At 67.1% G+C, this 25,905-nt stretch carries 24 protein-coding genes; 8 read left to right on the top strand and 16 right to left on the bottom strand.

Annotation, left to right across the window (positions count from 1 at the left end; all coding sequences use genetic code 11):
- Nucleotides 1-207: 207 nt before the first annotated feature.
- The 7 genes from G7043_RS07015 (at nucleotide 208) to G7043_RS07045 (ending at nucleotide 3,675) form a co-directional block, all read left to right on the top strand.
- Nucleotides 208-678, top strand: coding sequence for an LppU/SCO3897 family protein (locus G7043_RS07015; RefSeq protein WP_166044662.1), 471 nt, complete (start codon nucleotides 208-210; stop codon nucleotides 676-678).
- Nucleotides 675-1,124 carry an LppU/SCO3897 family protein gene (locus G7043_RS07020; protein WP_166044663.1) on the top strand — a complete coding sequence of 150 codons (450 nt, stop codon included), beginning with the start codon at nucleotides 675-677 and terminating at the stop codon, nucleotides 1,122-1,124. Before G7043_RS07015 ends, G7043_RS07020 begins: the two co-directional genes overlap by 4 nt.
- 23 nt (nucleotides 1,125-1,147) lie before the next feature.
- Nucleotides 1,148-1,972 (top strand): phosphotransferase family protein, encoded by an 825-nt coding sequence (locus tag G7043_RS07025; RefSeq protein WP_166044664.1) that lies wholly within the window; start codon nucleotides 1,148-1,150, stop codon nucleotides 1,970-1,972.
- Nucleotides 1,973-2,039: 67 nt separating this feature from the next.
- Entirely contained in the window at nucleotides 2,040-2,327 is a 288-nt protein-coding gene (locus G7043_RS07030) for a TFIIB-type zinc ribbon-containing protein (RefSeq protein WP_242641843.1), read from the top strand.
- Nucleotides 2,328-2,417: 90 nt separating this feature from the next.
- Entirely contained in the window at nucleotides 2,418-2,864 is a 447-nt protein-coding gene (locus G7043_RS07035) for a hypothetical protein (protein WP_166044666.1), read from the top strand.
- Complete coding sequence (locus G7043_RS07040; protein WP_166044667.1) at nucleotides 2,861-3,298, top strand: hypothetical protein; 438 nt, start codon at nucleotides 2,861-2,863, stop codon at nucleotides 3,296-3,298. The genes G7043_RS07035 and G7043_RS07040 overlap by 4 nt, the downstream gene beginning before the upstream one ends.
- A 110-nt stretch (nucleotides 3,299-3,408) precedes the next feature.
- Nucleotides 3,409-3,675, top strand: a complete 267-nt coding sequence (locus G7043_RS07045; RefSeq protein ID WP_166044668.1) for a DUF4287 domain-containing protein — start codon at nucleotides 3,409-3,411, stop codon at nucleotides 3,673-3,675.
- On the opposite strand, the gene G7043_RS07050 is transcribed toward G7043_RS07045, so the two are convergent.
- The gene (locus G7043_RS07050; protein WP_207310584.1) at nucleotides 3,672-4,247 is read right to left on the bottom strand and encodes a TetR/AcrR family transcriptional regulator; all 576 of its coding nucleotides are present in this window, start codon (nucleotides 4,245-4,247) and stop codon (nucleotides 3,672-3,674) included. The genes G7043_RS07045 and G7043_RS07050 overlap by 4 nt on opposite strands.
- 87 nt (nucleotides 4,248-4,334) lie before the next feature.
- Here G7043_RS07050 and G7043_RS07055 point away from each other — a divergent pair, with 87 nt between their 5' ends.
- Entirely contained in the window at nucleotides 4,335-5,435 is a 1,101-nt protein-coding gene (locus G7043_RS07055; protein WP_166044669.1) for a DUF418 domain-containing protein, read from the top strand.
- Between the two features lie 55 nt (nucleotides 5,436-5,490).
- Here the strand turns inward: G7043_RS07055 and G7043_RS07060 are convergent, their stop codons facing one another.
- The 15 genes from G7043_RS07060 to rplJ all read right to left on the bottom strand — a co-directional run bounded on the left by G7043_RS07060 (nucleotide 5,491) and on the right by rplJ (nucleotide 25,885).
- Nucleotides 5,491-9,387 (bottom strand): DNA-directed RNA polymerase subunit beta', encoded by a 3,897-nt coding sequence (locus G7043_RS07060; RefSeq protein ID WP_166044670.1) that lies wholly within the window; start codon nucleotides 9,385-9,387, stop codon nucleotides 5,491-5,493.
- Nucleotides 9,388-9,487: 100 nt separating this feature from the next.
- A complete protein-coding gene (rpoB, locus tag G7043_RS07065; RefSeq protein WP_166044671.1) occupies nucleotides 9,488-12,973 on the bottom strand; it encodes a DNA-directed RNA polymerase subunit beta in 3,486 nt (1,161 codons plus the stop codon).
- Between the two features lie 563 nt (nucleotides 12,974-13,536).
- The gene (locus tag G7043_RS07070; RefSeq protein ID WP_166044672.1) at nucleotides 13,537-14,373 is read right to left on the bottom strand and encodes a hypothetical protein; all 837 of its coding nucleotides are present in this window, start codon (nucleotides 14,371-14,373) and stop codon (nucleotides 13,537-13,539) included.
- 20 nt (nucleotides 14,374-14,393) lie between these two features.
- Complete coding sequence (locus G7043_RS07075; protein ID WP_166044673.1) at nucleotides 14,394-14,894, bottom strand: hypothetical protein; 501 nt, start codon at nucleotides 14,892-14,894, stop codon at nucleotides 14,394-14,396.
- 2 nt (nucleotides 14,895-14,896) lie between these two features.
- A complete protein-coding gene (locus G7043_RS07080) occupies nucleotides 14,897-16,123 on the bottom strand; it encodes an MCE family protein (RefSeq protein WP_166044674.1) in 1,227 nt (408 codons plus the stop codon).
- Nucleotides 16,120-17,259, bottom strand: a complete 1,140-nt coding sequence (locus G7043_RS07085) for an MCE family protein (protein ID WP_313887729.1) — start codon at nucleotides 17,257-17,259, stop codon at nucleotides 16,120-16,122. The genes G7043_RS07080 and G7043_RS07085 overlap by 4 nt, the downstream gene beginning before the upstream one ends.
- Nucleotides 17,256-18,422: an MCE family protein gene (locus tag G7043_RS07090; RefSeq protein ID WP_166044675.1), complete on the bottom strand. Its 1,167-nt coding sequence runs from the start codon at nucleotides 18,420-18,422 to the stop codon at nucleotides 17,256-17,258. Before G7043_RS07090 ends, G7043_RS07085 begins: the two co-directional genes overlap by 4 nt.
- Nucleotides 18,419-19,420: an MCE family protein gene (locus tag G7043_RS07095; RefSeq protein ID WP_166044676.1), complete on the bottom strand. Its 1,002-nt coding sequence runs from the start codon at nucleotides 19,418-19,420 to the stop codon at nucleotides 18,419-18,421. Before G7043_RS07095 ends, G7043_RS07090 begins: the two co-directional genes overlap by 4 nt.
- A complete protein-coding gene (locus G7043_RS07100) occupies nucleotides 19,417-20,448 on the bottom strand; it encodes an MCE family protein (protein ID WP_166044677.1) in 1,032 nt (343 codons plus the stop codon). The genes G7043_RS07095 and G7043_RS07100 overlap by 4 nt, the downstream gene beginning before the upstream one ends.
- Nucleotides 20,445-21,764: an MCE family protein gene (locus tag G7043_RS07105; RefSeq protein WP_166044678.1), complete on the bottom strand. Its 1,320-nt coding sequence runs from the start codon at nucleotides 21,762-21,764 to the stop codon at nucleotides 20,445-20,447. The genes G7043_RS07100 and G7043_RS07105 overlap by 4 nt, the downstream gene beginning before the upstream one ends.
- The gene (locus tag G7043_RS07110; protein WP_086666435.1) at nucleotides 21,761-22,570 is read right to left on the bottom strand and encodes an MlaE family ABC transporter permease; all 810 of its coding nucleotides are present in this window, start codon (nucleotides 22,568-22,570) and stop codon (nucleotides 21,761-21,763) included. Before G7043_RS07110 ends, G7043_RS07105 begins: the two co-directional genes overlap by 4 nt.
- Complete coding sequence (locus G7043_RS07115; protein ID WP_166044679.1) at nucleotides 22,570-23,370, bottom strand: MlaE family ABC transporter permease; 801 nt, start codon at nucleotides 23,368-23,370, stop codon at nucleotides 22,570-22,572. Before G7043_RS07115 ends, G7043_RS07110 begins: the two co-directional genes overlap by 1 nt.
- Nucleotides 23,367-24,428, bottom strand: a complete 1,062-nt coding sequence (locus tag G7043_RS07120) for an ABC transporter ATP-binding protein (RefSeq protein ID WP_166044680.1) — start codon at nucleotides 24,426-24,428, stop codon at nucleotides 23,367-23,369. The genes G7043_RS07115 and G7043_RS07120 overlap by 4 nt, the downstream gene beginning before the upstream one ends.
- A 460-nt stretch (nucleotides 24,429-24,888) precedes the next feature.
- Nucleotides 24,889-25,275, bottom strand: a complete 387-nt coding sequence (rplL, locus tag G7043_RS07125) for a 50S ribosomal protein L7/L12 (protein WP_166044681.1) — start codon at nucleotides 25,273-25,275, stop codon at nucleotides 24,889-24,891.
- Between the two features lie 55 nt (nucleotides 25,276-25,330).
- Entirely contained in the window at nucleotides 25,331-25,885 is a 555-nt protein-coding gene (gene rplJ, locus G7043_RS07130) for a 50S ribosomal protein L10 (protein ID WP_166044682.1), read from the bottom strand.
- Nucleotides 25,886-25,905 lie beyond the last annotated feature (20 nt).

Below are 25,905 nucleotides of genomic sequence, written 5' to 3' on the forward strand. Positions count from 1 at the left end.
ACTGCCCCTGCGAGTGGAGGACACCGCTGCCTCACGGGCACGCGGAGCGGCCCGACATGGGTCGGGCACGAGTAGCAAAGATACCCGCCCACGTCTACCTGGGTCAAAACGGGGGTAGTGCACGCGCACCTGCAGTAGACATGCTTCCTGCGGGTTCAGCTGAGCGAGAGGCACAAACCGGTGTGGCGACAGTGGATCGTGCCCTGCGTGCTCACAGCGCTGTGCGTGGCAGGACTCACAGTGCTCGTCAGGCCGCCGAAGACGAACCACCGCTCGCCGGTCGGTGACTGCTACGCCGTGTTCGGCGGCAAGCGGTCCATCAACTTCGCCCTGGTCGACTGTTCGGCGGACAACTCGACCTACAAGGTGGTGTTGACCGTCGACTCTCCCGGCTGGTCGCTGGACCTGGGTGCCTGCCCGGGCGGGCCCTACCGCGCGCTGCGCGAACGCATCGGCGACACGGAGTGCCTGATGCTCGACCTCGGGGAGGGCGAGTGCCTCAACCGCGTCACGAGCAGGCTCGGGCAGCGGAGCGACCTCGTGAAGGGCCGGTGCGACGACCGCTCGGAGTCGAAGGTCACGAAGGTCGTCACCGGTCCCCGCGAAAGCTGCGGCCCTGGTGAGACGACGACCTTCTACTCACAGCCGGCCACGACCATCTGCCTGGTGAAGCTGTGAAGACAGCTGCCCTGCTCGCCGCGCTCACGCTGGTGCTCGCCGGGTGCTCCGGCTGGCACGAGCAGGCCGGCGTCGGCGAGTGCGCGAAGCAGATCGACGTGAACGACACGAGCGTCGACATGGAGGAAGTGGACTGTTCGTCCCAGGACGCCGTGTACCGGGTGTCGTCGCGGGAGAAGCGGACGATGTGCCCGACCGGCGACTACCTCGACGAGTCGTCCGGGCGATCGCGCAAGACCGGCAAGACGCGGTACTGCTACGTGCTGAACGTGCGGGAGGGCGACTGCCTCAAAGGGGTCAACCAGTACTTCGAACGGGTGACGTGCGGGACCGGGACGCGCAGGGTGACGAAGGTCGTCGACGGCAAGTCCGACCGACTGTTGTGCGCCGGCGAGGACTCGAAGACGTACTCGCAGCCCATGAAGACCATCTGCATCACCAAGTGAGCCCGCCTGATTCACTTGACGGCGTGGACGATCTGATCGCGGCGATGGCCTCGCTGACCGGCTCTTCCGCCGATCCCGAGGTGCTCGGCGGCGACCGCGGTGACGTCGTGGTGGTGCGGGTCGGCGACGTGGTGGCGAAGGCGCATCCCGCGGACGTCGACGTCGAGGCGTTGCGGCAGCGGGTGGAGATCGCGGCGGCACATCCGGAGTTGTTGTTGCCGCCGTTGAAGCCGTTGCAGTTCGTGGACGACCGGCCGGTGACGGTGTGGCCGTACGGGACGCCGGTGAGCCAGGAGGACCCCGACGGGGCTCCTTGGGAAGAGAGCGCAGCGCTGCTGGCGCGGCTGCACGCGTTGCCCGTACAAGGGCCGGCGGCCGGTACACCCGACCGGATCGTGCGAGCCATTCAAGCGTTGCCGCCGGACCTGCCGCACGCCGACGTGGTGCTGCGAGCGTACGAGGCTTTGCCGCCGTTGGACATGTCCGGGCGGGCGTTGATCCACGGCGACTGGCACCTCGGGCAACTGGTGCGCAGAGGCGCCTGGCGGCTCATCGACGTGGACGATCTCGGGGTGGGCGATCCCGTGTGGGACCTGGCGCGACCTGCGGCTCTGTTCGCGGCGGGGGTCCTGCCGGCTGACCTGTGGGCGCGGTTCCTCAACACCTACCGTGAAACGGGCGGTGTGGCCGTGACGACATCGGAATGGGATGTCCTCAACATTCCGGCTCAGGCGTACGTTGTTCAGATGGCAGCGCGGGCACTCATGTCCGGGCTGCAGGCAGTGGAACCGCTGGTTGAGGCTTGCCGTCGGATCGTCACGACGCAGGACAACGGCGACCGCGGCTAATATCGTTTTTGTCCGGTCCCACCGCAGGAGGCTCACCACGATGCAGTGTCCCAAGTGTCATGCGAACATGCGCACGTTCGACCGCATGGGCGTCCACATCGAGCAGTGCGACGGCTGCCGCGGGGTCTTCCTCGACTACGGCGAGCTCGAGTCGATCACTCGCCTCGAGGCCACCATGCACACGCCGCCGCCCGCGGCTCCTGCCCCGCCGCCCGCCGCCTACCCGCAGCCGGCCCAGCCCGCCTGGGGCGCCGCGCCGCAGCAGATCCACCACCACCACGGCGGCGGCCACGCGGGCTACGGCTACGGCCACCGCAAGCACCGCGGCCTCGGCGGTCTCTTCTTCTCCTCGTGACTTCGTAGGCGGCCCCGGATCCCTGCTCCGGGGCCGTTGACGACTACCGAAAAAGTGGTGAATAATCGGTAGTCAACGGGAGGAGTAGCCATGTCTGTCGCGACCGAGGCCGCCCACATCCGGGACCTCTTCGAAACCATCGAAGAGCTCGAGTCCGTAGCGTCATCCCTGGCAGAAGACGACGAACGCCGCCGCAAGCTCGACGGCGTAGTAGCGCGAACGCTGCGCCAAGCCCCACCGGTCCGTCCCGTGGTGGCAGGCGAGCTCCTCGACCTCACCGAGAAGACCGTGAAGGCCTGGGCCCGTGAGGGCGTGCTGGCCATCCACAGCCAGGAACCGCGCATGCTGCTCGACACGGTGCGCCTCCACGAGGTCCTGCACCTCGTCTCGGACCTCCGCCGCGCCGGCAAGACCCGCGGCCTGATCGACGAAGTCCACCGCCGCCTCAGCGACCAGTCCCTGCTGGACCGTCCAGACCTCGCCTCCTCCCTCGACGAGATGCGCAGCGGCAAAGGACGCGTGGTCCGCACAGCTTGATCCAGGTAGTCGAAACCCACACCGCTCACGCCCAGGCCAACGGCCTGCGCGGCCGTGCCCGCGTGGCCTACGAACGCTTCCTCGACGAACTGGCGCACTCGGGCTGCGCCTCTTTGGGTTACCGCGTGACAGGTCCGGAACCCCTACCGCGTCTCTGCGTGAAACACCTGCGCGGCCCTGACCGCGTGGTGGTGGCGTTCCCCTCCCCCGAAGTCGTGTGGGTGCTCCTGGTCGGCCCGCACGACGACGACCCCGGCCTGGACCTCTACGAAGCCCTCTACGAGATGGCCGGCGTCCGCCCCCGTCTGTCAGAGAAGCGCACCAAGCCCCGCTGCTGCACCGACGAGTCCGGCATCCCACCGCTCGTCGACGAGCACCTGGTCGACGACCTGGTCATCCGCGCCCGAGCACTGGCCAGAGCCCGCCGCCGCTGAACCATTCCTGACCTCGCACAACATCCTCTCCCTGGCTCAACCGACAAATTTTCTTGTCAAGACAGGGTTCGTTGTCTTACGCTCGTTCCACCAGACGAACGGAGATCACGATGTCCTTCCAGGCCTACCTCGACGGCGCCGAGAAGAAGACCGGCAAGACGCCGGCGGAGCTGCTGGCAGCAGCCACCGAACACGGCTTCGGCGAGGCCACCAAGGCAGGCAACTTCCTCGACTGGCTCAAGAACGACTACGACCTCGGCCGCGGTCACGGCATGCCGCTGTACCAGATCTTCAAGCACGGTCCCGAAATCGCGGCCAAGTACGACAAGTCGGAGAACCCCGCGCCGGTGCGCCTGGACGGCATCGCCAACCGCTAGAGCCCCAGCGCGGGCAGCAGGGCCTCGTCCACGATCGCCGCGATCTCGTCCGGGCCCGGGATGCGGTCGCTGTCGATGGACAGCTTGAAGACCAGCGCCTCGCCGATCTGGGTGGTGATCGGCGTCAGCCGCCGTGGATCGAGCCGGCCGCTGGCCGCGTAGTGTCGCAGGACCGTAGCGGTGAACGTGCCGCCCCGAGGGTCGAACACCTTGCGGTACAACGCTTCCGCCAACTCCGGGTAGCGCGCGCGTTCGGACGTGATCGCCAGCACCGCACCGGCCGCCGGAGTGATCATCCAGTCCGTGAGCAACGTCAGTGCCGCGATGAGATCCGCACGGAGGTCGTCCGCCGCGGGCGTCGGCACCTCGACGGGATGCGCCTCGCCCAGCGCGTCGACGAGCAGCTCGAACGGTGTCGCCCAGCGCCGGTACAGGACGGTCTTCGCGGTGGCGGCGCGGCGCGCGATGCCCTCCATGGTCAAGCCACCGAGGCCGGTTTCCGCCACCTCGGCGAGTGCTGCCTCGTGAATGGCGCGGACCAGCGCCTCTCCCCGTCGCCGCTCCGGCGTCACGACTTCTGCCCTTCCCCAACAAGAAACGATGCCGTATCTTATCAGCTCATTAAGCTACGGCTCCGTATCTAATTTGGGGGATCGCTCATGCTCACACTCACTCGGCGGGCGCTCGCGCCCGACCTCGCGCGCGGCGTGATGCTGCTGCTCATCGCACTCGCGCACGCCCACATGTACTTATCCGGGCACGAGACCGGCTTCCGCTCGTACGCGATCGACGGCAGCCCGCTCGACCTCCTGGTCACCGGGATCCAGGTGACCCTGGTCGACGGGCGGGCCATGCCGATGTTCGCCGCGCTGTTCGGCTACGGGTTCGTGCAGATCGCGGCCAAGCAGCCCGGCGACGCACGCCGGGTCCTGCGGCGGCGGAGCGCGTGGTTGCTGATGTTCGGGTGCGCCCACGCGTTGTTGTTGTTCTTCGGGGACATCCTGGCCGCGTACGGGCTGCTCGGCCTGGCGCTCGCGGGGGTGCTGCGGTGGCGGGACCGGTCGCTGCTGGTGTTCGCGGGGCTGTGGCTGGTCGTCCACGGCACGGTGATCACGTTGGGCGGTCTGCGGATCGCGGAGTTCGGTGGCGCGTCAGGGATGACGGCGGCCGCGGACCCGGTGAGCGCGTTGGTCGAGCGGGTCGCGTTGTGGGGTGCGTTGACGCCGTTCTTCGTCGTCGAACTCGTCGTGCCGTTCGTGCTCGGTGTGTGGGCGGCCCGGCGACGCCTGCTCATTGAGCCTCAGGAGCACCGGAAAGCGTTGCGTGCCATCGCGTTCGGCGGCATCGGCACGGCCGTTCTCGGCGGACTGCCGCTGGCGCTGGTCGACACCGGCGTCTGGAACGACGGACCGGAGGTGGCCCTCTACGTGCTGCACGGTCTCAGCGGAGTGGCCGGCGGGCTCGGCTACGCGGCGCTGATGGGACTCATCGCCGCCAGGGTCAGCGAACCGGGCACGGTGGTCACGGCCCTCGCCGCGTGCGGCCAACGGTCGCTGACCTGCTACCTGTTGCAGTCAGTGGTGTTCGTGGCCGTGTTCGTGCCGTACACGGGAGGGCTCGGCACAGAGGTGGGCACCGCGGCGGCGTCCGGCATCGCCGTGCTCACCTGGCTGGCCACCGTCGTGTTCGCGGAAGTGTTGCGGCGCAACGACGTTCAGGGGCCGGCTGAAACACTGCTGCGCAAGCTCGCCTACCGGTGAAACGCCGAACGGCCCCCGGAGCGGGAGGCTCCGGGGGCCGTTCCAAGACAACCGACTAGCGGTAGTCGCGACCGAAGTCGTAGTCGTCCAGCGGCACCGCGGCACCAGTGCCCGTGCCGAAGACGTCGGGGGTGTAGTACCCGTCGTCGTACGAGGGGATCGCGTACGCAGCGGCACGCGCCTCCTCGGTCGGCTGGACCTGGATGTTGCGGTAGCGGTTGATGCCCGTACCAGCCGGGATCAACTTACCGATGATCACGTTCTCCTTCAGACCGATGAGCTTGTCCGAACGCCCGTTGATGGCGGCGTCGGTCAGCACACGAGTGGTCTCCTGGAACGACGCCGCGGACAGCCACGAGTCGGTGGCCAGCGAGGCCTTCGTGATACCCATCAGCACCGGACGACCGGCAGCCGGCTCGCCACCCTCGGCGACGACGGCGCGGTTGCCCGACTCGAAGTCCGCGCGCTCGACCAGCGAGCCCGGCAGGAACTCCGTGGCACCCGAGTCGATGATCGTGACCCGGCGGAGCATCTGCCGGACGATGACCTCGATGTGCTTGTCGTGGATCGCCACACCCTGGGCGCGGTACACCTTCTGCACTTCCTGCACCAGGTGCAGCTGAGCCTCGCGCGGGCCCATGACGCGCAGGACCTCGTGCGGGTCCGGAGTACCTTCCAGCAGCTGCTGGCCGACGGCCACGTGGTCGCCGTCCTGCAGCGGGCCGGTGGCCGTGTTGGCGAGACGCTGACGCTTGGACAGCTTCTCGAACACGATCTCCTCGGAACCGTCGTCCGGGATCAGCGTGATCTTCCAGAAGCGGTCGCCGTCCTCGATGCGCACGCGGCCGTCGACGTCGGCGATCGGCGCCTTGCCCTTCGGGACGCGGGCCTCGAAGAGCTCCTGGACACGGGGCAGACCGGTCGTGATGTCGTCACCGGCCACACCACCCTGGTGGAACGTACGCATCGTCAGCTGCGTGCCGGGCTCACCGATCGACTGGGCGGCGACGATGCCGACGGCCTCGCCGACGTCGACCAGCTGGCCGGTGGCCATCGAGCGGCCGTAGCAGGACGCGCACACACCGACCGCGGACTCGCAGGTCAGCACCGAGCGCACCTTCACGCGGATGATGCCGGCCTCGACCAGTCGCTCCAGCGCCGGGTCACCGAGGTCGTCGCCGCGGTTGAGCACCAGGTTGCCGGAGGCGTCCAGGATGTCGTCCGCCACCGTGCGGGCGTAGACCGACGTCTGCGCGAACTCGTGCAGGCCGACCTTGTCGCCCAGCTTCTCGCCGACGGTCATGTTCACGCCACGCGTGGTGCCGCAGTCGACCTCGCGGATGATGACGTCCTGCGAGACGTCCACCAGACGACGGGTCAGGTAACCCGAGTCGGCGGTACGCAGCGCGGTGTCGGCCAGACCCTTACGAGCACCGTGCGTCGCGATGAAGTACTCCAGCACCGACAAGCCCTCGCGGAACGAGTTCTTGATCGGACGCGGGATGTACTCACCCTTCGGGTTGGTGACGAGACCACGCATACCCGCGAGCGAACGGACCTGCGTCATGTTGCCGGCGGCGCCGGACTGCACGATGACGCGGATCGAGTTGTCCTCGGGGAAGTTGTCTTCCATGATCTCGTGGACCTGCTCGGTGGCCTTGGTCCACACCTTGACCAGCTCGGAGTTGCGCTCCTCGTGGGAGAGCTGACCGCGCTGGTAGCGCTTCTCGACGGCGTCCGCGAGGCGCTCGTGCTCCTCGAGGATGTCCTGCTTCGCCGCGGGCACGAGGACGTCCGAGATCGCGACGGTCACACCGGAACGGGTGGCCCAGTGGAAACCGGCGTCCTTCAGCTTGTCCAGCGTCCGGGCGACGGTGACCATCGGGTACCGCTCGGCGAGGTCGTTGATGATCACGGCCTGCCGCTTCTTGGGCATGACCTCGTTGATGAAGGCGTAGTCCTGCGGCAGGATCTCGTTGAACAGCACGCGACCCAGCGTGGTCTCCGCGAGCCACGGCTGACCGGGCTCCCAGCCCTCCGGCTCGGCACCCTTGGGCGGGTTCTTGTCCGAGACGCGGATCTTCACCATCGCCTGCAGGCCCAGGACCTTGCGGTCGAACGCCATCAGGGCCTCGGCGGGCGACGAGTAGAAGTGGCCCTCGCCGATGTCGCCGGCCTTGTGCCGGGTCAGGTGGTACAGACCCGTCACCATGTCCAGACGCGGCATGGCCAGCGGCTTGCCGGACGCCGGGGACAGGATGTTGTTCGACGACAGCATCAGGACGCGGGCCTCGGCCTGCGCCTCGGCGGACAGCGGCAGGTGGACTGCCATCTGGTCACCGTCGAAGTCGGCGTTGAACGCTTCACAGACCAGCGGGTGCAGCTGGATGGCCTTGCCCTCGACCAGCTGCGGCTCGAAGGCCTGGATGCCGAGGCGGTGCAGCGTAGGTGCGCGGTTCAGCAGCACCGGGTGCTCGGTGATGACCTCTTCCAGCACGTCCCACACGGCCGGGCGCGCACGCTCGACCATCCGCTTGGCGGACTTGATGTTCTGCGCGTGGTTGAGGTCGACGAGCCGCTTCATCACGAACGGCTTGAAGAGCTCCAGCGCCATCTGCTTGGGCAGACCGCACTGGTGCAGCTTGAGCTGCGGGCCGACCACGATGACCGAACGGCCGGAGTAGTCGACGCGCTTGCCGAGCAGGTTCTGACGGAACCGGCCCTGCTTGCCCTTCAGCAGGTCGGACAGCGACTTCAGCGGGCGGTTACCGGGACCGGTGACCGGGCGGCCGCGGCGGCCGTTGTCGAACAGCGCGTCGACGGCCTCCTGCAGCATCCGCTTCTCGTTGTTGACGATGATCTCGGGCGCGCCGAGGTCGATCAGTCGCTTGAGGCGGTTGTTGCGGTTGATCACGCGGCGGTACAGGTCGTTCAGGTCGGACGTGGCGAAGCGGCCACCGTCGAGCTGCACCATCGGGCGCAGGTCCGGCGGGATGACCGGGACGCAGTCCAGGACCATGCCCTGCGGGTTGTTGCGGGTCGCCTGGAAGGCGGCAACGACCTTGAGGCGCTTGAGCGCACGCAGCTTCTTCTGGCCCTTGCCGCTGCGGATCGTCTCGCGCAGGACGTCGGCCTCGGCGTCGACGTCGTAGTCACCCAGGAGCTTCTGGATGGCCTCCGCGCCCATGGCACCGGTGAAGTAGTCGCCGTAGCGGTCGTACAGCTCGCGGTAGAGCAGCTCGTCCGCGATCAGCTGAGCGCGCTCGAGCTTGGTGAAGGTGGACCAGATCTCGTCGAGGCGGTCCAGCTCGCGCTGGGCGCGGTCGCGGAGCTGGCGCATCTCACGCTCGCCGCCCTCCTTGACCTTGCGGCGCACGTCGGACTTGGCACCCTCGGCCTCGAGCTCGGCCAGGTCGGCCTCGAGCTTCTGGGCGCGGGCCTCCACGTCGGCGTCGCGGCGGTTCTCGACGCGCTTGCGCTCGACCTGCATCTCGCTCTCGAGCGTCGGCAGGTCGTTGTGGCGCAGCTCGGCGTTCACGCCCACGATCACGTAGGCGGCGAAGTAGATGATCTTCTCGAGGTCCTTGGGGGCCAGGTCGAGCAGGTAGCCCAACCGGCTGGGGACGCCCTTGAAGTACCAGATGTGCGTGACCGGAGCGGCGAGCTCGATGTGGCCCATGCGCTCACGACGCACCTTCGCACGGGTCACCTCGACGCCGCAGCGCTCACAGATGATGCCCTTGAAGCGCACGCGCTTGTACTTGCCGCAGTAGCACTCCCAGTCCCGGGTGGGACCGAAGATCTTCTCGCAGAACAAGCCGTCCTTCTCAGGCTTGAGCGTGCGGTAGTTGATGGTCTCGGGCTTCTTGACCTCGCCGAAGGACCACTGGCGGATGTCGTCCGCCGTCGCGAGTCCGATGCGGAGCTCATCGAAGAAGTTGACGTCGAGCACGTCTACTCTCTTCCCCTTTTTAGATCGGTGGCAAAGGAGCTGGTCGGAAGGCCGTCAGGGGGAACGCGGGAGGTGCTCCCCCTGACGACCGGCGAGGTGACTAGTTGACGACGTCGTCCACGGAGGGCGACTCGGACCTCGACAGGTTGATGCCGAGGTTCGCGGCCGCGCGCTCCAGGTCTTCGTCGTCGCCGTCGCGCATCTCGATCGCGGCACCGTCCGAAGACAGGACCTCGACGTTGAGGCAGAGCGACTGCAGCTCCTTGAGCAGCACCTTGAAGGACTCCGGGATACCGGGTTCCGGGATGTTCTCGCCCTTGACGATGGCCTCGTAGACCTTCACGCGGCCGAGCACGTCGTCGGACTTGATCGTGAGCAGTTCCTGCAGGGTGTATGCGGCGCCGTACGCCTGCATCGCCCAGCACTCCATCTCACCGAAGCGCTGACCACCGAACTGCGCCTTACCACCCAGCGGCTGCTGCGTGATCATCGAGTACGGGCCGGTCGAACGCGCGTGGATCTTGTCGTCCACCAGGTGCAGCAGCTTCAGGATGTACATGTAGCCGACCGACACCGGGAACGGGTACGGCTCACCGGAGCGACCGTCGAAGAGCTGCGCCTTGCCGTTCTCCTTGACCATCCGCTCACCGTCGCGGTTCGGGATGGTGGAGCCCAGCAGGCCCGTGATCTCTTCTTCCTTCGCACCGTCGAACACCGGGGTGGCGGTCTTGGTGCCGGGCTCGACCTCGTACAGCTCCTCGGACAGGTTCTTCGCCCAGTCCGGGTCGCCGTTGATGCTCCAGCCCTGCTTGGCGATCCACCCGAGGTGGGTCTCCAGCACCTGACCGATGTTCATACGACGCGGAACACCGTGGGTGTTCAGGATGATGTCGACCGGCGTGCCGTCCTCGAGGAACGGCATGTCCTCCGCGGGGAGGATCTTGCCGATGACGCCCTTGTTGCCGTGGCGGCCGGCGAGCTTGTCGCCGTCCTGGATCTTGCGCTTCTGGGCCACGTAGACGCGGACGAGCTCGTTCACGCCCGGAGGCAGCTCGTCGTCGTCCTCACGCGAGAAGACGCGGATGCCGATGACCTTGCCGTACTCGCCGTGCGGCACCTTCAGCGAGGTGTCGCGCACCTCGCGCGCCTTCTCACCGAAGATCGCGCGGAGCAGGCGCTCCTCGGGGGTCAGCTCGGTCTCACCCTTGGGCGTGACCTTGCCGACGAGGATGTCGCCGGGCTGGACCTCGGCACCGATGCGGATGATGCCGCGCTCGTCCAGGTCGGCCAGGACCTCTTCGGAGACGTTCGGGATGTCCCGGGTGATCTCCTCGGCGCCGAGCTTCGTGTCGCGGGCGTCGATCTCGTGCTCCTCGATGTGGATCGAGGTGAGAACGTCGTCCTGCACGAGGCGCTGCGACAGGATGATCGCGTCCTCGTAGTTGTGGCCTTCCCACGGCATGATCGCCACGAGCAGGTTCTTGCCGAGCGCCATCTCGGCGTTCTCGGTGCAAGGACCGTCGGCCAGGACCTGACCCGCCTCGATCCGGTCGCCCTCGTTGACGATGGGCTTCTGGTTGATGCAGGTGCCCTGGTTCGAGCGACGGAACTTGTGCAGCGCGTAGGTGTTGCGCGAGCCGTCGTCCGCCATGACGGTGATGTAGTCGGCGGAGACCTCCTCGACCACACCCGTCTTCTTCGCGACGACGACGTCACCGGCGTCGACGGCGGCACGCAGCTCCATGCCGGTGCCGACCAGCGGCGACTCGGAACGCAGCAGCGGCACGGCCTGACGCTGCATGTTCGCACCCATCAGGGCGCGGTTCGCGTCGTCGTGCTCGAGGAACGGGATCATGGCGGTCGCGGCCGACACCATCTGGCGCGGCGAGACGTCCATGTAGTCGACGTCCATCGGGTCGATGAACTCGACCTCGCCGCCCTTCTTGCGGACCAGGACGCGGTCGTCGGTGAAGTTGCCCTCTTCGTCGGTCGGCGAGTTCGCCTGCGCCTTGACGAAGCGGTCTTCCTCGTCCGCGGTCAGGTAGTCGATCTGGTCGGTGACCCGGCCGTCGGTGACCTTGCGGTACGGCGTCTCGATGAAGCCGAACGGGTTGACCCGCGCGTACGACGAGAGCGAACCGATCAGACCGATGTTCGGGCCTTCCGGCGTCTCGATCGGGCACATGCGGCCGTAGTGCGACGGGTGGACGTCGCGGACCTCCATGCCGGCCCGCTCACGGGACAGACCACCGGGACCCAGCGCCGACAGGCGGCGCTTGTGGGTCAGACCCGCGAGCGGGTTGGTCTGGTCCATGAACTGCGACAGCTGCGAGGTGCCGAAGAACTCCTTGATCGCCGCCACGACGGGACGGATGTTGATCAGGGTCTGCGGCGTAATGGCCTCGACGTCCTGCGTGGTCATGCGCTCGCGGACGACGCGCTCCATGCGGGACAGACCGACGCGGATCTGGTTCTGGATCAGCTCGCCGACGGTGCGGAGACGACGGTTGCCGAAGTGGTCGATGTCGTCGACCTCGACAGGCACGTCGCCACCGGCGGCCGCGTCCATGACCGTCTCACCGGCGTGCAGGCGGACGAGGTACTCGATCGTCGTGACGATGTCGTCCTCGGTCAGGACACCGGTGTTGATCTCGGTGTCCAGGCCCAGCTTCTTGTTGACCTTGTAGCGGCCAACCTTCGCCAGGTCGTAGCGCTTGTCCTTGAAGAACAGGTTCTCCAGCAGGGCCTGCGCCGACTCCTTCGTCGGCGGCTCGCCCGGACGCAGCTTGCGGTAGATGTCGAGCAACGCCTCGTCGGTACCCGCGGTGTGGTCCTTCTCGAGCGTGGTCAGCAACGTCTCGCTGAACGCGAACCGCTCGCGAATCTGCTCCGTGCTCCAGCCCAGAGCCTTCAACAGCACCGTCACCGGCTGGCGACGCTTCCGGTCGATGCGGACACCGACGGTGTCGCGCTTGTCGACGTCGAACTCCAGCCAAGCACCCCGGGACGGGATGATCTTGACGCTGAAGACGTCCTTGTCGGTCGTCTTGTCGACCGCGGTGTCGTAGTACACACCGGGCGAACGCACGAGCTGGGAGACCACCACGCGCTCGGTGCCGTTGATGATGAACGTGCCCTTGTTCGTCATCATCGGGAAGTCACCCATGAACACCGTCTGGCTCTTGATCTCGCCAGTGGTGTGGTTGGTGAACTCCGCCGTGACGAACAGCGGTGCCGCGTACGTCATGTCCTTGTCCTTGCACTCTTCGGTCGAGGCCTTGACCTCGTCGAAGCGCGGGTCGGAGAAGGACAGTGACATGGAGCCGGAGAAGTCCTCGATCGGCGAGATCTCGTTGAGGACCTCTTCGAGGCCACCCGTCGGGGTCTCGTCGCCGGCGTCGACGCGGCGCTGGAACCACGCCTCATCGCCGGTCAACCACTCAAAGGACTGGATCTGCAGGTCAAGCAGGTTGGGCGTCGAAAGGGGCTCATGAATCTTCGCGAACGAGACCCGCTTCGGCGCTCCAGGGATCCCCGACGTGGAGTTGGTCGCAGCAGTGGCCTTGGTCGCGCGAGAGATCGCCAAGATGCGTCCTTCCAGGGACAAATAGCTGGCTAGAGCGAACTAGCACGGCTGTCAAGGGTGCGGCGCTGCTCGACTAATCCACGCTCTCGGCGAAGGGCAAGCGGAAAATGGGCAGCGCAAAGGGGCAGTCTAGCCACGCGCACGGCGACTGTCGAGAGGCACCTGGAAGGACCCTCCTCTTGCTCACCGACAGAGTGACCCTGCATGAGCGTGCAGTCAAGATGTCAGCGGCCGATCCACTCTCTGGATGGAGCGCTCTTCACCGTCAGTCACCCATTTGACCTGCATAAACACGCGTGCGGCCGATTTGGTGGGAAGTTGGCGGCGTCAAGCGGACCTACAGAGCGCCACGAGATTTGATGTGACCGAGATCACGCGTGTCGGGGCTGGCGGAGGGCGTCTCGGCGGTGCTTTCGGGGCACTTCGAGGACCTCACGGCGGAGTTGATCTTAGAACACGGAGATCAAGTACCCGCCACCGACCCGACCCAAACGACCCCTGCTCTCCGGGAACGCGGGGGCCCCGCGTTTCCTCCTGGGGAACGTGGGGGCCCCGCGTGCCGGTCAGCAGCCTTGGAGTTGGCGGTTCTGCTCCGCCGTGGCCCCGAACATCTCCATGTTGTCGATCTTCCAGCGGCCACCGTCGTCGACCGCGCTGACACGGAGCATGGCGGTGCCGCCGCCCGACTGGTTGTCCGTGGTGCGGGTGGTGACCTGGTCGGCGAAGACCAGGACGGTGGCGTGGCCGTCCTTCAGCGACGACACGGCGGAGGACACCACGCGGACGGTCACGACCAGCTTCTGCTGGGGCGCGACCTCCTTGACCGGGCCGAACACGGCGTTGTACTGGCACAGCGCCTTGCCGGTGAGCAGCTCGCGGGCTGCCTTCTCGGTGGCTTCCACGTCGGCGAAGTTGTACGAGAACGACTTCTCCACGGCCTCGCGGACCTGGCCGTTCACCGCCGAGGTGGTCGCCGAGTCGACCAGGGCCGCGTCGTAGGCCACCCCGCGCGACTTGACCAGGAAGAACGTGCCCAGGCCGCCCAGCAGCACCGCGACCAGCAGCAACGCCACCGGCAGCAGCCAGGCCTGCTTCGCGGCGGGCTCCGGGTCGGCCTTCTTCTCCGCGACCTCCTTCGCCGCGGCCGGCTGCTTCTCGGCCGGCTTCTCGGCCGGCTTCTTGGCCGGCTTGGTGGCCTGCTGCTTGGTGGTCGGCGGCGTCCACTCGTCCGGCGTCGGCGCCTTGAGCTCGTCCAGCTCCTCCACGCTCTCCGGAACGACCGGCGCGACGTCCTCGGCCTCCGGCGTGCCGGGCTCGGCGGCGCGGCGGTGCAGACCGGCGACCTTGGGGCGGCCTCCGACGGGGGGCGTGGGGATGGGGCGGCGGCGGGATGGAGGCACGGACACTCGTTCCAATCAGCTCAGACGCCTGCCCGCAGCGGGCCCAGCTGGCTCAGCTTCCAGCCGTCCTCGGTGCGGGTGAGCTTGGTCAGGTACCGGTTGATCTTGGTGACCTTCTGGCCGTTCTCGGGGGTCACGGTGCTCTCGACGACGGCGATCATCGAGGCGGTGCCGGCGCGGTCGTCCAGCTCGGTGATCGCGGAGTCCAGCACCTTCGACGACGTGACGGACTTGGCGTCGACCAGCTGCTTCTTGCGCGAGTCCTTGTCCTTGTCGATCTCGGCGCGCAGGTCGCCGGTCGAGGAGTTGAGCCAGCGCTGCAGGTCCTCGTCGACCTTCTTGTAGTCGAGCGTCAGGAAGTTCGTGATGCCGACCTGGCCGGACCGCAGGGCGTCGTCGCGCGTGGCGGCGAACGACGACTCCGACGAGTGCGACGCCGAGTACCAGGCCACGCCGAAGTACGCGGCGTACCCGAACGTCAGCACCGCCAGCACGGCGGCGACCACGGTGAAGATCCGCACCACTACTTCCCTTCCGGCAGACCGAGCAGCTGGCCCAGCGACGTGAGCAACGGCAGCTCGGCGGCTGCCTGCTGCCCGGTCGGCTCCTGGCCCGGCTGCGTCGTCGCGTTGCCGACCGGCGTCGTCGGCGTTCCACCGTACGGCGCATTCTGAGAGCCTCGCACCGAGGTCGCCGATCCGCGCGCGAGAGCGCAGTACGCCTGTGTGTTGAGCGGCGCAGCAGAGGTGTCGGAACCCGGTCGCACGGTCGTGCCCTCGTATCCGACGGTGCACGGCATCGGGTCGAACACGTTCAGCGCGAGCCCGAAGTGCGCGGAACCGTCACCCGGCGCCACGCTGAAACCGCCACCGACGGCGATGGGGTACGTCACCGCGATCTGTTCCAAACCATCGCGCCTGGTCACGAGGATGTTCGAGGTCGTCAGCAGGTTCGCGAAGACCACGCCGAGGTTCGGCCCGCTCTCCTTCAGCAACGCCGACACCTGCTCGGACGCCGGCGGCACCGCGACGATCAACCGCCGCAGGTCGCCGTCGGAGGCCTTCAGCTGCTCCGCGAGCAACCGCAGGTCACCGCTGAACGACCGGATCGCACCACCAGAAGAAGCCTGCGTGGCCAGCACGATGCGGCCGTCCTTCAACAGCTGCGTCGTCTGCGGCAGGTGCTCCTGAGCGGCCTGGGTGAACGCCGCGGTGTTGTCGATCAACACCTGCAGGTCGCCACCGGTGCCGCTGAACGCGGTGTGCAGCTCGTCGACGACGGTCTTCAGCGAGTCCGTCGGCACCGACGACGCGAACGCGTCCAGGTTCGACAGCAGGCCGTCGACCGGCGGCGGCGTCTTGGTCGCCGAACGCGGGATGACCGACCCGGCCTCCAGGTACGGCGCCCCGTCGCTCTTCGGCCGCAGGTCCACGTACTGCTCACCCACCGCCGACCGGTTGGCCACCACGGCCTCGGTCGACGCGGGCACGCGCGGTGCGTCCGAGTCCAGCTCCAAATCCACCTCGACGCCGTCGGCGGTCAGCCGCAGCTGCCCGACCCGGCCGATGGTGACACCGCGGTACGTGACCTCGGCGTTCGAGAAGATGCCGCCCGAATCGGCGAGCTGCATCGTCACGACCGTCGACGACGACTTGAACAGACCGACGTAGTTGGCACTCACGTACGAGATGCCCAGCAACGCGACCAGCACGAACGCGCCGATCTTGAGCTTCGTTCCCCGCGTGATCACTTGCGGCCACCTCCCAGCAGCCCGCCGAGCAGGTCGCCCAGCCCGGATCCGGTGCCCTGCCCGAGGTTCGGCAGCGGGATGTTCGGCATCGGCAACGGCGTGCCCTGGGTCGGCAGCAGCGAGTCCAGCGGGGACTGCCGCGACCGCCCGAGGTTGTCGACGATCGTGCCGAGGTTCAGGTCCAGGTCGATGAACAGGTTGGTGTAGTCGCCCTTGATGCCGTCCATCGCCTCGTCCGGGAACGGGTAGGTCAGCAGCAGCTCCAGCGACTTCGGCAGGTTCTGCCCCGACTCCGCGAGCTTGGTCAGCGTCGGCTGCAACGCCTTCAGGTCCGCCACGATGTCGTCACGGCTCTTGTTCACCGTGTCGGTCGCGACGTCGGACAGGGTGTTCAGCGACTTCAGCAACGTCACGAGCTGCGTGCGCTGCTCCGCGAGCACCTTCAGACCGGGTTCCAGGTCCGTCAACGCGACCGCGATCTTCTCGCGCTGCTGGGCCAAAGTCCCCGCGAGCCGGTTCATCGAGTCGAGCGCGCGGACGATCTCCGCCTTGTGCTTGTCGAGCTCCCCGACGAACGTGTTCAGGTTGCCCAGCAGCGAGCGGATCTCCTGCTCGTTGCCCTCCATCGCGGCGTTGAGCTCCTTGGTGATGTTCTGCAGCTGAGCGACACCACCGCCGTTGAGCAACATCGACAACGCCCCGAAGACCTCTTCGACCTCGGGGTTGCGGTTGGTCTTCGCCAACGGGATCACCGCGTTGTCCGCGAGCTTGCCCGTCGCGTCCTTGGGCTTGCCCAGCTCGACGAACTTCTCGCCCAGCAACGCCGACTGGCGCAGGTTCGCGAACGCGTTGGCCGGCAGCTGCACGTCGCCGTTGACCAGCATGGTGACCTCGGCGGTCCAGCCGTCCGCGCCGAGGTCGATCTTCTCGACCCGGCCGACCGGCACGTCGTTGACCTTCACGCCCGCCTGCGGCACGAGGTCCAGCACGTCCTTGAACTGCGCTTTGACCCGGTACGGGTGATCACCGACGTCGGCACCGCCCGGCAGCGGCATGTTGTAGACGCCGTCGAACCCGCCCGAGCCGCAGCCCGAAACGAGCAACAACGCCGTCAGCGCGACCACGAGCTTCTTCACTGGGGCACCCCCGCGAGCGGCAGGGGCAGCGGCAGCTTGCCCGCGTTCAGGTCACCGAGCACCTCGGCCGGCGACTTCAGCGGCACCGCCCCGGTCAGGATCGGTTCCAGCGACTTGCAGGTCTGCGCGAGCACCGGTGGCACGTTGTTCGGCGTCGCCTGCTGGATCAGCTTGCAGATCAGCACGATCGGCGGCTGGTTCAGCTCGTTGATGTTCGCGCGGGTGTCGAGCGTGCCGGACGCCGCGTTGTAGGAGTTCTGCAGGTTGCCCAGCGCCAGCGGGGCGACGTCGAGCGTCTCCGCCAGCGCGGCCCGCTGGTTCACCAGCACCTGCGTGATCGAGGCGAGTTTGTCCACATTGGACTTGAGCGCCTCGCGGTTGTCCTTGATGAACCCCTGCACCTGTCCCAGCGCGGTCGCCAGCTCCGACAGCGCGGCACCGAGGTCACCGCGTTCGTCGGCGAGCATCTTCGACACGTCCGCGAGCTGCTTGTTGAAGTCGCGCACCTGGCTGTCGTTCGCGGCCAGCATCGCGGTGAACTTCTGCAGGTTGTCGACCGTGGCGAACAGGTCCTCTTTGGACCCCGACAGCGTGCGGGTGGCCTGGCCGAGGTTCTTCAACGTGTCGTTGAGCGCCTGGCCGTTGCCTTCGAGGTTCTTCGCCGCCGCGTTCAGCAGGTCCGCCAGCGCTCCGTCGGCGTTCGCGCCGTTGGGGCCCAACGCGGTCGTGAGCTTGTCCAACGACGAGTACAGATCGTCCAGCTCAACGGGCGTTGCCGTGCGCTCGCGCGGGATCACGGCGTTGTCGCCCAGCGTCGGCCCGCCGGTGTAAGCGGGCGCGAGCTGCACGTACCGGTCGCTGACCACGCTCGGCGCGACCACGACGGCCTGCGCGTTCTCGGGCACCCGCACGTCGCGGTCGACGGTGAAGACGACCTTGACGGTCTTGCCCTCGGGCGTGACCTCGTCGATGGTGCCGACCTTCACGCCCAGCACCCGCACGTCACCGCCGGGGTAGACACCGACGGCCGCGGCGAAGTGCGCGGTGACCTTGCGCCCGTTCATGCCGGCGAAGACCCACCACAGCGCGGCGGTCATCACCAGCGCGAGCACGCAGGCGATCGCGATGAAACGGCCGATCTTGCTCTGAGCAGCAGTGGTCATCGCTGCACCCCCGGAGGCAGGCAGCCTTCCTCGTTGAACCCGACGACGCCGAGGTTCACCGAGGGCGGCAGCAGACCGCAGATGTAGGTGTCGAACCAACGGCCGTTGCCCAGGGTGTTCGCGAACACCCGGTAGAACGGCGCCATCAGCGCGAGGCTTCGGTCGAGGTTGTCCTGGTTGCGCTGCAGGATCGTGGTGACCCTGCCGAGCTGTTCGAGCGCGGGCTTGAGCTGGTTCTGGTTGTCGTTCACCAGACCGGAGAGTTCCCTTGCCAGATCACGCGTGCCGGTCAGCAACGCGCTGATCGACTCGCGGCGCTTGCGCAGCTCGCCGAGCAGCAGGTTGCCGTCCGAGAGGAGCTTCTCGAACTCCGCGTTGCGGTCGGCCAGCGTCTTGGACAGCTGCCTGGTGTTGTCCAGGAGCTTGGCCAGCTGCTCGTCGCGCGAGGAGATCGTCTTGGACAGCGCGGACAGACCGTCCAGCGCGCCCCGCACGTGCTCCGGCGAGTTCTTGAAGGTGTCGGACAGGACCGTGAAGCTGTCCGCGAGCTGCTTGGTGTCGATCTGGCCGACGGTCGTCGCGAGCCCGTTGAACGCCTCGTTCACGTCGTACGGCGCGAGCGTGCGTTCCTTCGGGATCGGGTCACCTGGACTGAGCGGCGCGCTGCCCTGCGGGTCGAGCGCCAGGAACTTCTGGCCCAGCAACGTCTTGATGCGGATCATCGCGGTCGTCCGGTCGCCCACCCAGGCGTCCTTGACCTTGAACGTCACCCGCACGCGATCGCCGTTGAGCCTGACCTTGGTGACCTTGCCGACCTTCACGCCGGCGACGCGGACCTCGTTGCCCGGCACCAGCCCCGCGGCCTCGCTGAAGTCCGCGGCGTAGCTCGTGCCGCCGCCGACGATCGGCAGGTCGTCGGAGTAGAACGCGGCCAGCAACAGCAGGGCGATCAAAGTCAGGCTGATCGCACCGGTCCTGATCGGGTTGCTCGTCTTCATCGGCGGCACCTCTGCTGTGTCACCGGCAACGCCGTGATCGGAATCGGGTTCGGGATGACCGGCGGCACGGCGACCTGGCCGCTGGCCTCGCACAGGTAGAAGTTGAACCACGAGCCGTAGGTGGCGGTCCGCGTGATCGTCTCCAGCTTGTTGGGCAGACGCTGGAGCATGCCGTCGACGAGCACCTCGTTGTCCGCCAGGTTCTTCGACACGAGACCGAGCTGCGCGATGTCGTTCTTCAACGGCTCACGGCCCTGCTCCAGCAGTCCGGACGTGGCCTGCGTCAGGTCGCCGAGCGCGGTGATCGCGTCACCGATCGGCTGGCGGTCCTGGGCGAGCCCGGAGACCAGCGACTGCAACGTGATCACCAGGTTGTTGAAGTCCTCGTCGCGCGAGTTCACCGTGTCCAGCGCGGTGTTGAGGTTGTCGACGACCTCGCCGATCACCTTGTCCTTGCTCGCCAACGTGCTGGTCAACGACGCCGTGTGCTGCAACAGGCTGTCGATCGTGCTGCCTTCTCCCTGCAGCACCTGGATGATCTCGAACGACAGTTTGTTCACGTCCTCCGGCGACAGCGCCTGGAAGAGCGGCTTGAAGCCGTTGAACAGGACGGTGAGGTCGAGCGCGGCCTTGGTGCGCTCCAACGGGATCGTGCCGCCCTCGGGCAGCACCGCCTTGGTGTCACCGGTGCCGGCTTCCAGCGCGATGTACCGCTGTCCCACCAGGTTGCGGTACTTGATCGTCGCGGTGACCGCCTCCGGCAGCTTGCGGTCGCCGTCGAGCGAGAACTCCACCTCGGCGGTCTTGCGGTCGACGACCCTGATCTCGTCGACCTGCCCGACCCGGACACCGGCGATGCGGATGTCGTCGCCCTCGTTCAACGCGGTGACGTCGGTGAACCGCGCCTTGTAGTCGGTGGCACCAGCCAGGTTCACGTTGGCGATGGTGACCGCGAGCAGCGAGGTGGCGAGAATCGTGACCACCGCGAAGGTGATCAGCTTGAGCAGCGGGGCGAGCACGCCTTTCACTTGACCGTCACCTCCGTTCCGCGCACGAGCGGTCCGAGCAGCAGACTCGACCAGCCGGGCATGTCCTGCGGGTCCACGCCGATGCGCGGGCCGAACAGCGCCGCGATCAACCTGGCCTCCTCCGGCGAGTTGGCGAGCCGCAGCACGCTGTCCTGGGCCGACGACGTCGAGGTGTTGCCGGCGTTGGCGGGCGGCAGGATCCCGTCGTGGGCCACGCGGGCGGGCGGCGGCGAGCTGGAGCCGTCCTGCACCGGACCCTCCGGCGGGTACTGCGGGAACGGGTCCGGCCGCGGCACGATGTCGTAGCAGCGGGGCCCGCGCTTGTCCTTGTACTCGGGCTCGTCGAGGTTCGGCTTGTACTTGCCGCGGTTCTGCGTGATCTCCAGCGTGATGTGCAGGCCGGGCTCGTTCGTGCCCTCGCCGAACGCCTTGCTGATGATCGGCTCGAACTCCGCGAGTCCCTTGAGCAGGCAGGGGTACTCGGGGGCGTACTTGGCCAGCAGCTCCAGCGTCGGGCGGCTCGTGTCGGCGAGCCCGATGATGTTGTTCTTGTTGACCGTGACGAAGCTGGTGACGTCCTGCGACGTCGTGGTCAGCGACCCGTACAGCGCGAGCAGGTTGTCGCGCTGCTCGACGACGGTCTTGGTCGTCGTGGTCATGTCGTTGAGGGCCTGCAACAGGTCCGGCGCGGCGTCCGCGTAGACGTTCGAGACGTCCGCGAGCTTGGAGATGTTCTCCTTCAACGCCGGCAGCTGCGGGTTGAGCTCACCGAGGTAGCGGTCCAGCGACACCAGCGTTTCGCCGAGCGGCTTGCCGCGGCCGTCGAGCGCCTGCGACAACGCGGTCAGCGTGGTGGCGAGCTTCTCCGGCTGGATCGCCTGCAGCACCGGCATCAGGTTGTCGAGCACGCGTTCGAGCTCGATCGCGCTGCTGGTCCGGTCCTGCTCGATGACGGCGCCGGCCTTGATCGCGCCGCTCTTCTGCTGCGGCAGCACGAGGTTGACGTACCGCTCGCCGAACAACGTCTTGGGCAGCAGGCGCGCGCTGACGTTGCCGGGGATCTGCTCGACCTTGTCCGGCAGCAGCGCGAGCTCCAGCTCGGCGCCGTCCCCGCGGGTGCGGATGGCCTTCACCGAGCCGACGATCAGGCCGCGGACCTTGACGTCACTGGCCGTCTGCAGCTGGTTGCCGATGTGGTCGGTCTTGAGCGTGACCTTCACGTAGTCGCCGAAGGCGTCCTTGTACAACGCCACCGTGAGCGACAGGAACATGGCGATCGCGAGAAGAAAGGCGATGCCCAGCACGCGTTTCTTCATCCCGCGATCCTCACCGTCGTCGTCGCTCCCCAGATCGCGAGGCTCAGGAAGAAGTCCAGCAGCGCCGTCGTGACGATCGCGGTCCGCACCGCGCGCCCGACCGCCACACCGACGCCCGCGGGGCCGCCGCTCGCGCGGTAGCCGTAGTAGCAGTGGGTCATGATGATCACGACCGCGAAGACCAGCACCTTGCCGAACGACCAGAGCACGTCGATCGGCGGTAGGAACAGGTTGAAGTAGTGGTCATACGTACCTGCCGACTGCCCGTAGAACTCGACCGTGATCGTTCTGGCGGCCAGGTAGCTCGTCAGCAGGCCGATCACGTACAGCGGGATGATCGCGACGAAGCCCGCGATGATCCGCGTGGTCACCAGGAACGGCAGGCTGGGAATGCCCATGACCTCCAGCGCGTCGATCTCCTCGGAGATCCGCATGGCGCCGAGCTGTGCCGTGAAGCCTGATCCGACCGTGGCGCTCAGAGCGAGACCGGCGACCAACGGCGCGATCTCGCGGGTGTTGAAGTAGGCGGACACGAAGCCGGCGAACGCACTCGTGCCGATCTGGTTGAGGGCGGTGAAGCCCTGCAGACCGACGACCGTGCCCGTGAAAACACTGAGTCCGACCATCACGCCGATCGTGCCGCCGATGACCGCGAGCGCGCCGGACCCGAAGCTGACCTCGGCCAGCAGCCGCATCGTCTCCTTCGAGTACCGCTTGAGCGCGCGAGGGGTCCAGGCCAGCGCCTTGATGTAGAACGCCAGCTGGTCACCGAAGCCGTCCAGAGTGGACAGCGCCTTGTTCGCCATCAGCTCCCCTTCGCGGGCACGACCTGCAGGTAGATCGTGGTGAGGACGAAGTTGACGAAGAACAGCAGCAGGAACGTGATGACCACGGCCTGGTTCACCGCGTCACCGACGCCCTTGGGCCCACCGGCCGGGTTGAGCCCCCGGTAGGCCGCGACGATGCCCGCGATGAACCCGAAGATGAGCGCCTTGAGCTCACTGATCCACAGGTCCGGCAGCTGCGCCAGCGCACTGAAACTGGCCAGGTACGCGCCGGGCGTGCCGTCCTGCATGATCACGTTGAAGAAGTAACCGCCGAGCACGCCGACGACGCTCACCATGCCGTTGAGCAGCACGGACACCAACATCGTGGCCAGCACGCGGGGCACGACCAGGCGGTGGATCGGACTGACGCCGAGCACTTCCATGGCGTCGATCTCTTCGCGGATCTTGCGAGAACCGATGTCCGCGCAGATCGCGCTACCGCCCGCCCCCGCGATCAGCAGCGCCGTCACGATAGGACTGGCCTGCTGGATGATCGCGAGCACGCTGGCCGCACCCGTGAACGACTGCGCACCGATCTGCCTGGTGAGACTCCCCAGCTGCAACGCGATGACCGCGCCGAACGGGATGGAGACCAGCGCCGTCGGCAGCACCGTCACGCTGACGATGAACCAGCTCTGCTGAATGAACTCCCGCAGCTGGAACGGCCGCCGGAACGTGGCCCGCACGACGTCGATGCCGAGCTGGCACAACTTCCCGGTCTCCCGCAGTGCACCGGCGCCGGGGAACGTGGTCTGTGCTGATCCCTTCTGGGTGGTCACAGCACACCACCCTGCCGAGGCCAGGGGCTCGGGGTGGGACTCGGCGTAGCGGCGTGCACCCGATACCGCGCCTGCTCCTCCGGCGTAAGACTGGCGACAATCCCCTGCTGAGCCTCGTACGGCAGCTGATGGATGATCGACATGACCCGGTCCTTCCGCCGCCGCACCGCATCGCGGAACGGCAACCCGGGCGTCGGCTCCAACTGCGGCACGATCCCGCGAACATCCCCCTCAGGCGACCCGTCCGAGTGCCCGGCGTCCGCATGCGCCTGCTCGGCAGCCATGGTCGCCGTGTCCTTCTCCTCGGACATGCCGATGGGCCCAAGCCGACGCCCGTTCAAGAACTGCTCGACCACCGGCTCATCACTGGTCAGCAACACCTCACGCGGCCCGAACATGATCAGCTCGCGCCGGAACAACATCCCGAGGTTGTCCGGCACGGTCCGAGCAATGTTGATGTTGTGCGTGACGATGAGAATCGTCGCGTCGATCTGCGCGTTGAGATCGATCAACAACTGGCTCAGGTACGCCGTCCGCACCGGGTCGAGCCCGGAGTCCGGCTCGTCGCACAAAATGATCTCGGGGTCCAGCACCAGCGCCCTGGCCAGCCCAGCCCGCTTGCGCATACCGCCGGAAATCTCACCGGGGAGCTTCTTCTCCGCACCGACGAGACCGACCATCTCCATCTTCTCGAGAACGATGCGCCGAACCTCGGCCTCGGTCTTGCGAGTGTGCTCCCTCAGCGGAAAAGCGATGTTGTCGTACAGGTTCATCGACCCGAACAACGCACCGTCCTGGAACAGCACCCCGAACATCTTCCGGATCTCGTACAACCGGTGCTCGGAGCACTTCACCAGATCAGTGCCATTAATGATGATCTTGCCTTTTTCCGGCTTGAGCAGCCCCACCAACGACTTCAGGAACACGCTCTTGCCGGTACCCGACGGCCCGAGCATCACGCTGACCTCACCAGGCGGCAACGTGAGCGTCACGTCCTGCCAGATGGTCTGCTTGCCGAAGGACTTGGTCAGACCCTCGACGACCACCTCGACGCCCATCCGCACCTCCGCACACACCCGAAGACGCCGTGGCGATCGGCGTCACACCTGGGCAACGAGTTCGTTCGCGGCAGGTTACTCACCAGTTGGCCTAACGCCGGTTGCGTTCCGGTAACGCCACGCTGCGTGACCTCGCAAAACGGTCATCAACGCGTAGACCACTGCCTGACAACCGGGAAATCCGCCACAGGTGTGAGGTCACGCACACCGACCGATTACCCGCCGATGGCGCAGCCGAGGCGACGCGAAGGCGCAGCCGAGCTGCTTTTCCCGTGCGCTCCGGGTGGGGTCTGGGGCAGAGCCCCAGGGGAAGCACGCAACCGCAAGGTCGCCGCCCGCAAGCCGACCACCCGCCCGCTTGCGCCCCAAAAACAACAAAACGGGCGTGCACCCCCGTTGAAAAGGTGCACGCCCGTTTCAGGCACTGCGAGGCAAAGCGCGACCCCCGAAGGGGCCCAGATCACTTGAGGGTGATCTTGGCGCCGGCAGCCTCGAGCTTCTCCTTGGCGGCGTCGGCAACGTCCTTCGCCACGTTCTCGAGGAGCGGCTTCGGAGCGGACTCGACCAGCTCCTTGGCCTCCTTCAGGCCCAGGCCCGAGACGACCTCGCGGACGACCTTGATGACCTGGATCTTCTTGTCGCCGGCGCCCTCGAGAACGACGGTGAACTCGTCCTTCTCCTCGGCAGCCTCAGCCGGGGCGCCGGGGCCCGCGACGGCGGCAACGGCGACGGGCGCCGCGGCGGTGACCTCGAAGGTCTCCTCGAACTGCTTCACGAACTCGGACAGCTCCAGGAGGGTCATCTCCTTGAAAGCGTCGAGCAGCTCGTCGGTGCTGAGCTTCGCCATGATCGGCGTTCCTTTCTATTTCCCGCGCGAAAGCGTCGGGCGTGTCTTCGGGTGATCAGCTTTCGGCGGGAGCGTCGGCTTCGGCGGCGGGAGCCGCAGCGGCCTTCTTCTCCTGCAGGGCAGCAGCCAGGCGAGCGACCTGGGAAGCCGGGGCGTTGAACAGACCCGCGGCCTTGGCCAGGTTGCCCTTCATCGCGCCCGCGAGCTTCGCGAGCAGCACCTCACGGCTTTCGAGGTCCGCGATAGCGGTGACCTCGTCGACCGAGAGCGGGCGGCCATCCATGTAGCCGCCCTTGATGACCAGGGCCTTGTTGTCCTTCGCGAAGTCACGGATCGCCTTGGCGGCGTCGACGGGCTCGCCCTCGACGAACGCGATGGCGGTCGGACCGGACAGGAGAGCCTCGAGGCCCTCGACGCCGGCGTCCGCAGCAGCCAGTTTGACCAGCGTGTTCTTCGCGACGGTGTACTTGGTGCCCGCGCCGAGAGCGCGACGCAGCGTGGTGAGCTGCGCCATGGAGAGGCCACGGTACTCGGTGACAACCGCTGCCGAGCTGCTGCGGAACTGGTCCGCGAGCTCAGCGACCGCCGTAACCTTCGTGGGCTTCGCCATGATCGCCTCCTCTCTGGGCT

This window comes from Lentzea alba (assembly GCF_011067745.1).
GTDB lineage: Bacteria > Actinomycetota > Actinomycetes > Mycobacteriales > Pseudonocardiaceae > Lentzea > Lentzea alba.

Coding starts and splice junctions, on each gene's coding strand:
- G7043_RS07030 (WP_242641843.1), top strand. CDS start 2,040: ATGCGCACGTTCGACCGCATGGGCGTCCACATCGAGCAGTGCGACGGC.
- G7043_RS07035 (WP_166044666.1), top strand. CDS start 2,418: ATGTCTGTCGCGACCGAGGCCGCCCACATCCGGGACCTCTTCGAAACC.
- G7043_RS07045 (WP_166044668.1), top strand. CDS start 3,409: ATGTCCTTCCAGGCCTACCTCGACGGCGCCGAGAAGAAGACCGGCAAG.
- G7043_RS07055 (WP_166044669.1), top strand. CDS start 4,335: ATGCTCACACTCACTCGGCGGGCGCTCGCGCCCGACCTCGCGCGCGGC.
- G7043_RS07090 (WP_166044675.1), bottom strand. CDS start 18,422: ATGACCACTGCTGCTCAGAGCAAGATCGGCCGTTTCATCGCGATCGCC.
- G7043_RS07095 (WP_166044676.1), bottom strand. CDS start 19,420: ATGAAGACGAGCAACCCGATCAGGACCGGTGCGATCAGCCTGACTTTG.
- G7043_RS07105 (WP_166044678.1), bottom strand. CDS start 21,764: ATGAAGAAACGCGTGCTGGGCATCGCCTTTCTTCTCGCGATCGCCATG.
- G7043_RS07110 (WP_086666435.1), bottom strand. CDS start 22,570: ATGGCGAACAAGGCGCTGTCCACTCTGGACGGCTTCGGTGACCAGCTG.
- G7043_RS07120 (WP_166044680.1), bottom strand. CDS start 24,428: ATGGGCGTCGAGGTGGTCGTCGAGGGTCTGACCAAGTCCTTCGGCAAG.
- rplL (WP_166044681.1), bottom strand. CDS start 25,275: ATGGCGAAGCTCAGCACCGACGAGCTGCTCGACGCTTTCAAGGAGATG.
- rplJ (WP_166044682.1), bottom strand. CDS start 25,885: ATGGCGAAGCCCACGAAGGTTACGGCGGTCGCTGAGCTCGCGGACCAG.